Raw genomic sequence first — 11691 nt, 5'->3', positions numbered from 1 at the left:
CTCCTCGAGGTGAACAAGGAAGTCAAACGCCGCGGCGCGTTCCTCCACAACATCATGCCGCTGATTTCCGCGCCCGAACATGGCACGCATTTCGGTCTGACCGGGCAGCGGGGTCCGACTGCGGCCGAGCTTCTGGCGGTGCAGGAGGCCTGCGCGGGGGGCGCCAATCTGATGAAGCATTGCCGCCAATGCCGCGCCGATGCGGTGGGGTTGCTCGGCGAAGATCGGGGCCAGGACTTCACTCTGGACCTCGTGCCCGAGGCCCCGGTCTATGACGGCGCCGCGCGGGAAACCTATCGCGACTGGGTGGTGGCCGAGCGCGAAGACCGCCGCGCCGCGGCCGAAGCCGCGCAGGCCGCGACCGAAGCCGCGGTGGCGGCCACGTCGCCGAAACTCCTCGTCGCGGTGACGACACAGGGCGGCGGGCGGATCAACCAGCATTTCGGCCATGCGACGGAATTCCAGGTCTTCGAGGTCGACGCGACGGGGGTGCGCTTCGCCTTTCACCGCCGCTGCGACAACTACTGCGTCGATGGCGGCGGCGAGGAGGACCGGCTCGAGCGCGTCATCGCGACGCTCGACGGCATCGACACGGTTCTGGTGGCAAAGATCGGCGACTGCCCGCGCGAGGGCCTGGCCATCGCCGGCATCACCGCCCGCGACACCTGGGCGCATGACTACATCGAAACCGCCGTCCTTGCGCTTTACCGCGAAAAAATGGCCCAGAAACAAGCGCAAAGCGCCTGAGGATCCGATGCCCGAAGGCCCCGAACCCCTTGATTGGACTGGCGAGGCGCTTGATTGCGGCGCCTGCCGGTTCCATGACCGGCTGGAGAGCGGGCAATGCGGGCTGGGCTGGTCTTGCCTGAATGACCGTTACGCCAAGCGGATCGAGCGGTTCTTCCTGCTCAACCCGGAACTGGCGGATGAGAACCTGAGCCATCCCTATTTCGAAACCCGGGTGAATGCGGCGCGGACGGCCTCGGTTTTCCGGCTGCCGCGGCTGATGCACGATCCCGATCCGGCGGTGCGGGGCATGGCGGTGCTGCGTCTGCCCGCCTCGCATGCCGAGCGGCTGATCAACGACCCCGAGCGCGCGGTGCGGATCGCGGTCGCGCATCGGTTGCCGCCCGGAAAGCTTTTGCCGATGTTGCAGGACAAGGATGGGTACGTCCGTCTGATCGTCGCCCGCCGTGCCGATCCGGGGCTTTTGCCGATGCTGACCGCGGACCCCGATCCCGAGGTGCGCTCGGAAGTGGCCCGCCGCATCGCGCCCGCCTTTCTCGACCGCTTTCGCACCGACCCCGAGCCATTGGTGCGCCGGGTGGCGGCGCGGCGGCGGCCTGCGCTGTTCGTGGCCGACGACGACATCCGCGTGCGCCACACCGTTGCCGAAGAGGGCGGGCGGAATGAGTTGCGCCGCCTCGTCGCCGACCCCGAAGACATCATCCGCGAGACCGCAATCCACCGGCTCGCCCATATCGAGGAGTGACCCATGTCGACCGACGACCGCGAAATCGAGGTCTACCGCGCCCCCGCCTATCTGCCGGGCGACAAGGTGATCGCCCGCAAGCAGGTGAAGAACGACGGCACCATGCCCGGTTTCGAGATCGGCGACATTGTCGTGAAAAAGGGCGATGTCGGCTATGTCCGCGACATCGGCGTGTTCCTGTCGCAATTCTACATCTACGCCATCGACTTCATCGAGCGCGGCTCGATCGTCGGCATGCGCGAGAAAGAAATCAAACCGGCCGAGGCCGCCCGCACCAGCAGCGGCGAGCGGCAACTGCAATCCCACATCGTGACCCGCGACATGCTCGCCCAACCCGCGAAGGAACTGCCCCGATGAAAGTGATGATCCGCGAAACCGCCAAGGGCATCGAAGCCTATGTGCCGAAGAAGGACCTCGAGGAGATGGTGGTCGAGCAGGAAAAACCCGGGCTCTGGGGCGGCTGGGCGAAGCTCGCCAATGGCTGGGTCTTTGCCATGCCCGCCTTCGACACCCCGCCGCAGCTGCCGGTGACGGTCGAGGCGCGCAAGCTTTCCGACGAGGACTGACCATGACCGACACCGAGATTCTGGAAGCTGTGATGGCCGAGGTGGGGGCGGGCCGCCGCATCCCCTATCTTGGCCCCGAGGTCTCGGCGCTGTCGGGCGGGCAGGCGCCCGGCACGACGGCCGAGCTGTGCCGCCGTCTCGAGGCCGAAGTGCGGGTGCCGCGCCGGGCTTCGGGCAATCTGTGGTCGGTGGCGCAATATATCGAAAGCCGGAAGTTTCGCGCGACGCTGGATGCGCTGGTGCGCAAGGCTTTCGTCGGTCGCCCGGATCGGCCCAATCCGGTGCATGACTGGCTGGCCTCGATGCGGGTGCCGATGGTCGTCGACACCTGGTATGACGAGGGCCTCCTGCGCGCCTTTGGCCCCGGCGATGGCGATTGGGGGCTGGTACAGGGGATCAGCCGGGCGGGGACGCATTCCGAGGCCTTCACTGCCGCCTTCGACAGTTTCGGCGAACCCGTCGCGGCCGCCGATCCGGCGTGGAAGTCGCTGCTCTACAAACCGAATGGCCTCGTGCGGATGGGGTCGTCGTTCCTGCTCTCGGATGCCGATTACGTCGAGGTGCTGACCGAGATCGACATCCAGACGCCGATCCCGGAAGAGGTCCGCGAACGTCGCACCGGGCGGCCCTTCCTGTTCCTTGGCTGCCGCTTTGATGATCAGTTGCTGCGGATTTACGCACGCCAGATCACCAAGCGTTCGGGCGTGGGCCATGTCGCGGTGATCTCCGGTCCGCTGACGCGGATGGAGGAGAAATTCCTTGAGGAATTGGAGATTCGTCGCCTCGATCTGCCGCTTTCGGCGCTGACCGACCTGCTGACCGTCCCCGAGGGCTAAGGTCTGCGTCCCACCACCGGAAGAGGAGCCATGCGGTCACCGCATGGCTTCGATATGTAGATTTTTCTCATATTGTCAAAGGTCTAGCAAAGGTCAACAGTGATCCTGCCGCAAGAAATTGGCAAAAATGGACTCAATCGTTCCGGGAAAGGACACCCCGATGAAACTCAGCGCACGCAACATTCTGGCGGGCAAGGTGACCGCCGTCGAAACCGGCAATGTCACAACCCATGTCAAGATCGACATCGGCGGGACCATCGTCACCGCCTCCATCACCAATGAAGCTGCCGCCGACCTCGCGCTGAAGGTCGGCGACGAGGCCTGCGCGATCATCAAGGCCTCCGACGTGATCGTCGGCAAGAACTGATCGCCACATCTGACGTTCGGGGGCGCAGGCCGCGGGGTCTGCGCCCCTTTCGTTTCCCCTGCGCCAAACTGCGTCTGGCCGCGCCCGTTCATCCTGCTAAGGTGCGGACGCGATAAGGGGGCCTTGCGATGAAAGATCTGAAATTCCGTGTGCTTTTGCTGGGGGGCACCGGCACCATCGGCCGCGCCACTGCCGCTGCGCTGCTGGCCGAGGGGCATGGCGTCTGGGCGCTGGTGCGTCCCGGCACCGATCCCGCCAAGCTGCCCGGCTGCACGCTGATCGAGGGCGACGTGAGCCATCCCGACACCGTGGCCCGGCTGCTGAAGGATCATCCCTGCGCCGCGATCGTGTCCTGCCTTGCCTCGCGCACCGGGCTGCCCGCCGACGCCTGGGCCATCGATGACCGCGCCCATGCCCATGCGCTGGAAGCGGCGATGGAGGCGCGGGTGCGCAAATTCGTGCTGCTCTCGGCCATCTGCGTGCAAAAGCCCTATCTGCAATTCCAGAAGGCCAAGCTGGCTTTTGAATCGCAGCTGCGCGGCTCGCCGCTTGAATGGTCGATCGTGCGGCCGACGGCGTTCTTCAAGTCGCTCTCCGGGCAGATCCCGCGGGTGCAGAAGGGCAAGCCCTTCCTTGTCTTTGGCGACGGGCGCATCACTGCCTGCAAGCCGATTTCCGATGCCGATCTGGGGCGGTTCATCACCTCCTGCCTCAATGATCCCGACAAGATCCGCAAGGTGCTGCCGATTGGCGGCCCGGGACCGGCGATGACGCCGCTCGATCAGGCGGCGATGCTGGAACGGCTGACGGGCAAGCCCGTGAAGATCAAGCATGTGACGCCGAAACTGATGGATGCCATCGTCGGCGTGCTGACGGTTCTGGGCAAATTTTCCCCGAAGCTTGCGGGCAAGGCCGAGCTGGCAAAGATCGGGCGCTATTACGCCTCGGAATCGATGCTGCTGTGGAACCCGGCCAAGGGCTGCTATGATCCTGATGCGACGCCGGAATATGGCACCGACAGGTTCGAGGATTACGTCGCCGCGATGCTGCGCGGCGAGATTGCCGATGACCGCGGCGATCACGCGATCTTTTAACCAGCTCACGAAAGCTTTGGCCGCGGACCCGTGACAGCGGCCGTTAGCGCCCTAACTGGTGCTCCGGATCAAGCTGCGGAGGAGCGCATGAACCGGAGAAATCTGCTGTTGTCGGTGGGTCTGGCCGCCGTCGGGCTGGCGCCGCACAAGGCGCCGGCCGAAACGTTCGAAGTCGTGCACAGCGATGACGAGTGGCGCAAGCTTCTGACGCCCGAGGCCTATTCGGTGCTGCGCAAGGAGGGCACGGAATATCCCTACACGAGCCCCTTGGAGCAGGAACACCGCAAGGGCACCTTCGCCTGTGCGGGCTGCGCGCTGCCCTTGTTTTCCTCTGACACGAAGTTCGACAGTGGCACCGGTTGGCCCAGTTTCTATCAGCCGATTTCCGAGACCGCGGTGGGCACCCGCATCGACGGTGCGCTGATGATGACCCGGACCGAGGTGCATTGTGCCCGCTGCGGCGGCCATCTGGGCCATGTCTTCGAGGACGGCCCGCCGCCGACCGGGCTGCGCTACTGCATGAACGGAGTCGCGATGACCTTCACCCCCGCCGCGGCCTGACCGATGGCACTTGCCCTTCTGGCTTACTTCGGCGGGGTGCTGACGATCCTCAGCCCCTGCATCCTGCCGGTTCTGCCCTTCGTCTTTGCCCGCGCGGGAAAACCCTTTTGGACGAATGGCTTGCCGATGCTCGCCGGAATGGCGCTGGCCTTTGCAGCGGTGGCAAGCCTTGCCGCCCTTGGCGGCGGCTGGGCCGTGGCGGCAAACGGCTGGGGCCGCGGGATCGCTTTGGCGCTGCTCGGTGTCTTCGGGCTGATGCTGCTCTTCCCCGCGCTCTCCGAGCGGCTGACCCGACCGCTGGTCGCGCTGGGCAACCGTGCCTCCGGGCGCGGCGAGGGGGTCTTCGGATCGGCCGCGCTGGGGGTGGCGACCGGGCTTTTGTGGGCGCCCTGCGCCGGGCCGATCCTGGGGCTGATCCTGACCGGAGCGGCGCTGAACGGGGCGAGCCTTGCGACGACGGGGCTTCTGTTCGCCTATGCGCTGGGGGCGGCAACGGCTTTGGCTGTGGCGCTTCTTGCCGGGGGGCGGGTCTTTGCGCTGATGAAGCGCGGGCTGGGCTTTGGCGAAGGGCTGCGGCGCGGCCTTGGGGGGCTGGTTCTGGCGGGCGTTGCGGCGATTGCGCTTGGCCTTGATACCGGCGTGCTGACGCGTCTCTCGACCGCTTCGACGAACCGGCTCGAGGCGGCGCTCCTGTCCCGGTTCGGCCCGGACAGCGGCGCGGTGATGCAGGCGGCTCCGGCGATGACGGGCGGTCCTGCGATGAGGACGGGCCCGGCCATGACCGCGAAAGGCCAGCCTGAGGCTTTGCCGATCGAAGGCCAGATGCCCGATCTGACCGGCGCCGTGCAGTGGCTCAACTCCCCGCCGCTCACCGCCGCCGAGTTGCGCGGCAAGGTCGTGCTGATCGACTTCTGGACCTATTCCTGCATCAACTGCCTGCGCGCGCTGCCGCATGTGCAGGCCTGGGACGCCGCCTATCGCGACAAGGGGCTGGTGGTGATCGGCGTGCATGCGCCCGAGTTTGCCTTTGAAAAAGACCCGGCCAATGTCGCCAAGGCGGTCAAGGATCTGGGCCTGACCTATCCCGTCGCGCTGGATAACGATTACGCGCTCTGGCGGGCGTTTTCGAACCGCTACTGGCCCGCGCATTATTTCGTCGATGCGAAGGGCCAGATCCGCCACCACCATTTCGGCGAGGGCGGCTATGAGGACTCCGAACAGGTGATCCGCACGCTTCTGGCCGAGGCCGGGCAGGCGCCCGACACCAAGGCGCAGGTGCAGGCCGCGGGCGTCTCGGCCCCGGCGGACATGCAAGATGTGTTCTCGCCCGAGACCTACCTGGGCCATGCCCGCGCCAGCGGTAACCTGAATCCTGAGGGATTGATCGCCGATCAATCGCACCGCTACACCGCACCCGATCTTCGGCCGAACGAATGGGCGCTGGCGGGCGACTGGACCGTGGGGGCCGAAGCTGCGCAGCTGACTGCCCCCGGTGGCAGCGTCACGATGCGCTTTCATGCCCGCGACCTGCATCTGGTGCTGGCGCCGGGCGCGACCCCCGTGCCTTTCACCGTGACGATCGACGGCCAGCCCCCCGGGGCCGATGCGGGGCTGGATGTCGACGCCGCGGGCCGCGGCACCGTGACCGAGGATCGGCTCTACCAGCTCTACCGCGCCAAAGGCCCGGTTGCAGACCACCTGTTCGAGATCCGCTTCGACGCCCCCGGCGTCCAGGCCTTTGCCTTCACCTTCGGATAAAGGATCGCAAAATGCGCCGCCTTGGTCTTGCCCTGACGCTTGCCCTGTCTTTCGCCACCCCCGTTCTGGCCGAGGAGGGCCGGGTGATCCCGCCCCCCTCGGTCGATGAAACCTCGATGAGCGGCCCCGAAACCGCGATCTTTGCGGGCGGCTGCTTCTGGGGCGTGCAGGGGGTGTTTCAGCATCTGAACGGCGTGATCAGCGCCACTTCGGGCTATGCCGGGGGCGCGGAAACGACGGCAAGCTATGATCAGGTCTCGGGCGGAGACACCGGCCATGCCGAAGCCGTTCAGGTCGTGTTCGATCCGAAGCAGATCAGCTATGGGGAACTGCTGCATGTGTTTTTCTCGGTCGCGCATGACCCGACGCAGCTGAACCGGCAAGGCCCGGATGTCGGCACGCAATACCGCTCGGCGCTGTTTCCGACCTCGGAGGATCAGGCGCGGATCGCGAAAGCCTATATCGATCAGCTCACCCGCGCCCGGGCCTTCGAGGCCGCCATTGTGACGAAGATCGATCCGGGCGTGCCCTTTTACCCGGCCGAGGGCTATCATCAGAATTTCCTGACCGTCTATCCCGACCACCCCTATATCGCGACGGTCGACATGCCGAAGATCGCGGCGCTGGAGCGGATGTTCCCGGACGATTGGCGGGCCGAGCCGGTTCTGGTGCCCGCAGTCGACTGAGATCGCAGCATAAACTTGACGATGGTCAACACAGCTGCGCCTGCTTCGTGCCACAAGGGGCCGAACTGGGTGAGGTGAGAGAACCGATGAAAGACGCTGCCGCCGATCGCGCCGCCGAGCAACCGCAATGCCCCTTTGCGCATCGCCGCCCGGTGAAGCCCGCGCCCCGGCCCGAGCGCGTCGGTGTCCGCGACTTCTTCCGCCTGATCCGGCAGGACATTCTGGCGGTGCAACCGGCCCGGATGTTCCGCGCCTGGATGGCCGAATTCCACTCGCCCTTCTTCACCTCGTTCCTGTGCAACGACCCCGATCTGGTCGATCTCGTGCTGACCCGCCGCCCGGCGGATTTCCCGAAATCGCTGCGGCTCTTCGAGGGGCTGACGCCGCTTCTCGGTCATTCGATCTTCATCACCAACGGGCCGGAATGGGAACGTCAGCGCCGCATCATCGACCCGGCCTTTGACGGCGGCCGCACCAAGGACGTGTTGCCCGCGATGTGGGATGCGGCCCTGTCTGGCGTCGAACGGCTGAAACCGCTGGCCGATGGTCGCCCGATCGATGTCGAGGGGCAGGCGAGCCATATCGCTTTGGACGTGATCTTCCGTACGCTGTTCTCGATCCCGGTCGAGAATGCGACGGCGACGGCGGTCTTCGATGCCTTCCGCGCGCATCAGGCCTCGCGGCCGATGGTGAATACGGGGACGCTGTTTTCCCTGCCGCGCTGGCTGCCGCGGCTGCGCTTTGGCGCGACGGCGAAGACGGCGAAACAGATCCGCGGTTTCATCTCTTCGCTGGTCGAGGCGCGGGCTGCCGAGATCGCGGCGGGCATCGCCCCCGATGATCTGGCGACGCGGATCATGTCCACCCCCGACCCCGAGGACGGCCAATGCTTCAGCCCGGGCGAGATGGTCGATCAGGTCGGCATCTTCCTGTTGGCCGGGCACGAGACCGGCGCTGCCGCGCTGGCCTGGTCGCTGTACCTGATGGCGCTTTACCCGGAATGGCAGGACAAGCTCGCCGAGGAAGCCGAGACGGTGATCGATGTCGAGAAGATCTACGCCTCGTCGGTGCCGCGGCTGAAACTGGCGCGTGCGGTGTTTCGCGAATCGATGCGGCTTTATCCGCCGGTGCCGATGTATCTGCGCGAGGCCGAGAAGGAGGAAACCTTCCGCGGCCGCAAGGTGCCGAAGGGCTCGCTGATCGTCGTCAGCCCGTGGCACCTGCATCGGCACGAGCGGATCTGGAAAGACCCGGACGATTTCGACCCGACGCGCTGGGACACGCCCGAGGGCCGCGAAAGCTCGCGTCTGGCCTATGTGCCGTTCTCGGCCGGGCCGCGCGTCTGTCCGGGGGCGGGCTTTGCCATGGCCGAGGGGCCGCTGCTGCTGGGCATGATGCTGAAGCACTTCCGCGTGTCGCTGGTGCCCGGCCGCGAGCCGATGCCGGTGGCGCAGCTGACCGTGCGCGGCCGCGACGGGATCTGGCTGGCGCTGAGCCCGCGCTGAGCCCGGGCCTCAGAACAGGACGATATCCGAGCCGACCGCCTGCGGGAGTGACACTTCAAGCCCCGAGGCGTCGACGCCGATGCTTGACAGCCAGGCGTCATGCACCGTCCGCTCCGCCTCGATCGAGAGGATGCTGCGGATCGCGGTGACCAGCGCTGCTTCGGACGCGGTCAGGGTGAACTGACGCATCCGCGGCTGCGAGGAAATCGTCACGCCCACCCGCTGCACCATCGCCTCGATCCCGGTGCGATGGGCCTCCATCGCGTTCAGCCCGTCCTGCAGCCCGCCCGACAGATGCGACTGGTTCGCGCTGACGGCCGTGCGGACCGCCTGCAGGGCCGAACGCAGGTTCGTCAGCCCCGGCGTCACCTGCGTTTCCAGCCCCTCGCGGATCGATTGCGTCTCTTGCGCCTGCAGCTCGAGCAGCTCGGCCACCTCCTGCGCGGTGCTGCGCATCCCGCCCAGATCGCCCTGCATCTGCACGACACAGCCGCTGCTTTCCTCGACCAGATCGCGCAGCTGATGCGCGATCACCTTCAAGGGCAGACCATCCTGCCCAAGGCTCGAACAGGCGATCACCGCATTGATGCCGATGAGGTTCATCCGCGCTTCCAGCGCCCCGATTTCCTTGACATGGGATTGCACGCGATCGACGGCCTCTGTCAGCTTGCGGGCATTGTTGCCCAGCGACAGCTGCAACCCCGCGGCATCCGCCAGCACCCGCTCGATGTTGCTGAACGCGGTCAACAGATCGCTGATCCCCGATTGACCCGGACGGAACACCTCCTCGACATCGACAAGGAAGGTCGTCGTCTGCCCCGCCGCCAGCCGCAATTGCCGCTCGAGCATCGAGACGCTGGGGGAATGGCGTTCCGCCGCATCGAACATCTGCCGCTGCGAGAGGCTCAGCAAGGCGGCCTGCATTCCGCGACCGGGGGCGGCGTCGCAGACCGCGGCAAGGATATATTCGACATGTTCGAGCCGCTGGCGCATCGCATCGCCCGCCTGCAGCGCCAGAACCGATTTCGCCACCGCATCGCGGATCGTCAGCGCCGCGCGTGACAGCTTGCCGCCGCGCATCGTCAACGTGCCGATATGGTCCTCGAGCCGGGTCAGACCGGCGACGATCTCGCCGAGCGCTGCCGCGGCGCGTTCGTCGAGCATCCGACCCAGCTCGGTCGACTGGACGCGCGAGACCTCCACCTGCGCATCAAGGTCCGACAGCGCGTGCTCGATCTCGGCAAGCTTGCGGAACGCATGTTGCACCAGCTCGGCGGCATCGCGGGTAAAGACCGACATCGAGCTTTTCGCGTCGACCATTGGCGCCACCGCCACGCGCGCGTTCAGCGTCACGATGTTCATCGTGCGGATTGTGCGCGACAGCTGCGCCACCACGCCATGCATCGAACGCGCCTTTTCCAGTGTCTGCCCAAGCGGAATCCGCGCCTCGCGGACGCTGTAAAGCAGGCCCTGCAGCATGTTCTCGAAATGCCGGATATGCCCGACCAGCCCCTGCACCTCGCCCCCGGTGGCCAGATCCGACAGCGCGCCGATCGGCTGCTCGACGGTTTCGAACCGGTCGCAGACCGAGACAAGCGCCGCCCCCGCGCGCAGGAAATGCGCTTCGGTCTCGTCGCGAACGGTGTGAACCAGCGCGGAGCAGTTCTGGGCAATCGCGCAAAGAGCCGGGTTCGAAGGGATCATGCAACACCTACCTGCGATGCGCTTCGGGGGCCCCCGGCAAAGCTGGCGATCGGTGCCGCGAGGGCTGCCAGAGGCAGTTGTTTCTGCACGCCGCCAAGCGCCACCGCCTCGCGCGGCATGCCGTAGACGATGCAGCTCGCCTCGTCCTGCGCCAGCGTCATCGCGCCGGCCTCGCGCAATTCGACCATGCCCGCGGCGCCATCGGCGCCCATGCCGGTCAGGATCACCCCCAGCGCATTCGCCCCGGCCTGTTGCGCGACCGAGCGGAACAGCACGTCGACCGAAGGGCGATGGCGGCAGACATAGGGGCCATCATGCAGCGTGACGTGATAGCCGCGTCCGACCCGGCGCAGCAGCATGTGGCGGTTGCCCGGGGCAATGAGCGCCAGACCGGGGGCGAGCGTATCCCCTTCGACCGCCTCGCGGACCTCGATCCGGCAGAGCGTGTCCAGACGTCGGGCAAAGGCGCCGGTGAAGGTTTCGGGCATGTGCTGCACGATGACGATGGCGGGGGCCGTGGGCGGCAGCGCCGTCAGGATCTCGCGCAGCGCCTCGGTGCCGCCGGTCGAGGCGCCGATGGCGACAAGCGGCGCCGTCGCGGGCAGGTTGGCGGGCGCCCGCGGTGGCAAGATCACGTCGGCGGTGAATTTCTCTCCCGGGGCAAGGGTTTCCGGGCGGACCGCCGGTGCGGCGCTGACACTGCGGCCACGCCGGGCCGCAACCGCGGCGCGCAGCGCATCGCCGAGCCGGATCGCCGCTTCGCGCCGCGCCTGCGGTGTGTCGAACCTGGGTTTCGCCAGCACCTCGCTTGCGCCGCTTTCGAGCGCCGCCAGCATCGCCTGCGAGCCGGTCTCGGTATGGCTCGAGCAGACCACGACCGGCAGCGGGCGCTGCGCCATGATCTTGCGCAGGAAGGTCAGCCCGTCCATCTTCGGCAGTTCAAGATCGAGCAGCATCACATCGGGCAGCACATCGCGCATCAGCCGTGCCGCCTCATAGGGGTCGGCGGCGACCCCCATCAGCGTCAGACCGGGATCGTCGCGAATGATGCTGGAAAAGGCCGAGCGGATCGCGGCGGAATCATCGACGATCAGCACGGAAAGCGGAGCACCCACGGTCATC

At 66.7% G+C, this 11691-nt stretch carries 13 protein-coding genes; 11 read left to right on the top strand and 2 right to left on the bottom strand.

The window, feature by feature from the left end:
• The 11 genes from C8J30_RS12635 to C8J30_RS12585 form a co-directional block, all read left to right on the top strand.
• A partial coding sequence (locus C8J30_RS12635) for a NifB/NifX family molybdenum-iron cluster-binding protein (RefSeq protein WP_281269379.1) occupies positions 1-747 on the top strand: 747 nt, incomplete at its 5' end.
• Positions 748-754: 7 nt separating this feature from the next.
• Positions 755-1492, top strand: a complete 738-nt coding sequence (locus C8J30_RS12630; RefSeq protein WP_110806202.1) for a 4Fe4S-binding leucine-rich repeat protein — start codon at positions 755-757, stop codon at positions 1490-1492.
• Positions 1493-1495: 3 nt separating this feature from the next.
• Entirely contained in the window at positions 1496-1849 is a 354-nt protein-coding gene (locus C8J30_RS12625; RefSeq protein WP_110806201.1) for a nitrogen fixation protein NifZ, read from the top strand.
• Positions 1846-2058, top strand: a complete 213-nt coding sequence (nifT, locus tag C8J30_RS12620; protein ID WP_110806200.1) for a putative nitrogen fixation protein NifT — start codon at positions 1846-1848, stop codon at positions 2056-2058. The genes C8J30_RS12625 and nifT overlap by 4 nt, the downstream gene beginning before the upstream one ends.
• A gap of 2 nt (positions 2059-2060) precedes the next feature.
• On the top strand, positions 2061-2894 hold the full coding sequence (locus tag C8J30_RS12615) for an SIR2 family NAD-dependent protein deacylase (protein WP_110806199.1): 834 nt from the start codon (positions 2061-2063) through the stop codon (positions 2892-2894).
• A 160-nt stretch (positions 2895-3054) separates the two neighbouring features.
• On the top strand, positions 3055-3261 hold the full coding sequence (locus C8J30_RS12610) for a TOBE domain-containing protein (RefSeq protein ID WP_023923708.1): 207 nt from the start codon (positions 3055-3057) through the stop codon (positions 3259-3261).
• A gap of 128 nt (positions 3262-3389) precedes the next feature.
• Positions 3390-4355, top strand: coding sequence for an NAD(P)H-binding protein (locus C8J30_RS12605; protein ID WP_110806198.1), 966 nt, complete (start codon positions 3390-3392; stop codon positions 4353-4355).
• An 87-nt stretch (positions 4356-4442) separates the two neighbouring features.
• Entirely contained in the window at positions 4443-4916 is a 474-nt protein-coding gene (gene msrB / locus C8J30_RS12600) for a peptide-methionine (R)-S-oxide reductase MsrB (RefSeq protein ID WP_110806197.1), read from the top strand.
• 3 nt (positions 4917-4919) lie between these two features.
• Complete coding sequence (locus C8J30_RS12595) at positions 4920-6674, top strand: cytochrome c biogenesis protein DipZ (RefSeq protein WP_110806196.1); 1755 nt, start codon at positions 4920-4922, stop codon at positions 6672-6674.
• A gap of 11 nt (positions 6675-6685) precedes the next feature.
• Complete coding sequence (msrA, locus tag C8J30_RS12590; protein WP_110806195.1) at positions 6686-7360, top strand: peptide-methionine (S)-S-oxide reductase MsrA; 675 nt, start codon at positions 6686-6688, stop codon at positions 7358-7360.
• 86 nt (positions 7361-7446) lie between these two features.
• Positions 7447-8865 carry a cytochrome P450 gene (locus C8J30_RS12585; protein WP_110806194.1) on the top strand — a complete coding sequence of 473 codons (1419 nt, stop codon included), beginning with the start codon at positions 7447-7449 and terminating at the stop codon, positions 8863-8865.
• A 9-nt stretch (positions 8866-8874) separates the two neighbouring features.
• Here C8J30_RS12585 and C8J30_RS12580 read toward each other — a convergent pair whose 3' ends face one another.
• Both C8J30_RS12580 and C8J30_RS12575 read right to left on the bottom strand, forming a co-directional pair.
• Complete coding sequence (locus C8J30_RS12580) at positions 8875-10569, bottom strand: hypothetical protein (protein WP_110806193.1); 1695 nt, start codon at positions 10567-10569, stop codon at positions 8875-8877.
• Complete coding sequence (locus tag C8J30_RS12575) at positions 10566-11690, bottom strand: protein-glutamate methylesterase/protein-glutamine glutaminase (RefSeq protein WP_110806192.1); 1125 nt, start codon at positions 11688-11690, stop codon at positions 10566-10568. Before C8J30_RS12575 ends, C8J30_RS12580 begins: the two co-directional genes overlap by 4 nt.
• Between the last annotated feature and the right edge of the window lies 1 nt (position 11691).

The organism is Rhodobacter viridis (assembly GCF_003217355.1).
GTDB classification, from domain to species: Bacteria; Pseudomonadota; Alphaproteobacteria; order Rhodobacterales; family Rhodobacteraceae; genus Rhodobacter; species Rhodobacter viridis.
Note: the sequence above shows the minus strand (reverse complement) of the source record. Positions and strands in the feature narration are given on the sequence as shown.

What these genes read in the sequence shown, in the direction of transcription:
- C8J30_RS12630 (WP_110806202.1), top strand. Translation starts at nt 755, where the DNA reads ATGCCCGAAGGCCCCGAACCCCTTGATTGGACTGGCGAGGCGCTTGAT.
- C8J30_RS12625 (WP_110806201.1), top strand. Translation starts at nt 1,496, where the DNA reads ATGTCGACCGACGACCGCGAAATCGAGGTCTACCGCGCCCCCGCCTAT.
- nifT (WP_110806200.1), top strand. Translation starts at nt 1,846, where the DNA reads ATGAAAGTGATGATCCGCGAAACCGCCAAGGGCATCGAAGCCTATGTG.
- C8J30_RS12615 (WP_110806199.1), top strand. Translation starts at nt 2,061, where the DNA reads ATGACCGACACCGAGATTCTGGAAGCTGTGATGGCCGAGGTGGGGGCG.
- C8J30_RS12610 (WP_023923708.1), top strand. Translation starts at nt 3,055, where the DNA reads ATGAAACTCAGCGCACGCAACATTCTGGCGGGCAAGGTGACCGCCGTC.
- C8J30_RS12605 (WP_110806198.1), top strand. Translation starts at nt 3,390, where the DNA reads ATGAAAGATCTGAAATTCCGTGTGCTTTTGCTGGGGGGCACCGGCACC.
- msrB (WP_110806197.1), top strand. Translation starts at nt 4,443, where the DNA reads ATGAACCGGAGAAATCTGCTGTTGTCGGTGGGTCTGGCCGCCGTCGGG.
- C8J30_RS12595 (WP_110806196.1), top strand. Translation starts at nt 4,920, where the DNA reads ATGGCACTTGCCCTTCTGGCTTACTTCGGCGGGGTGCTGACGATCCTC.
- msrA (WP_110806195.1), top strand. Translation starts at nt 6,686, where the DNA reads ATGCGCCGCCTTGGTCTTGCCCTGACGCTTGCCCTGTCTTTCGCCACC.
- C8J30_RS12585 (WP_110806194.1), top strand. Translation starts at nt 7,447, where the DNA reads ATGAAAGACGCTGCCGCCGATCGCGCCGCCGAGCAACCGCAATGCCCC.
- C8J30_RS12580 (WP_110806193.1), bottom strand. Translation starts at nt 10,569, where the DNA reads ATGATCCCTTCGAACCCGGCTCTTTGCGCGATTGCCCAGAACTGCTCC.
- C8J30_RS12575 (WP_110806192.1), bottom strand. Translation starts at nt 11,690, where the DNA reads ATGACCGTGGGTGCTCCGCTTTCCGTGCTGATCGTCGATGATTCCGCC.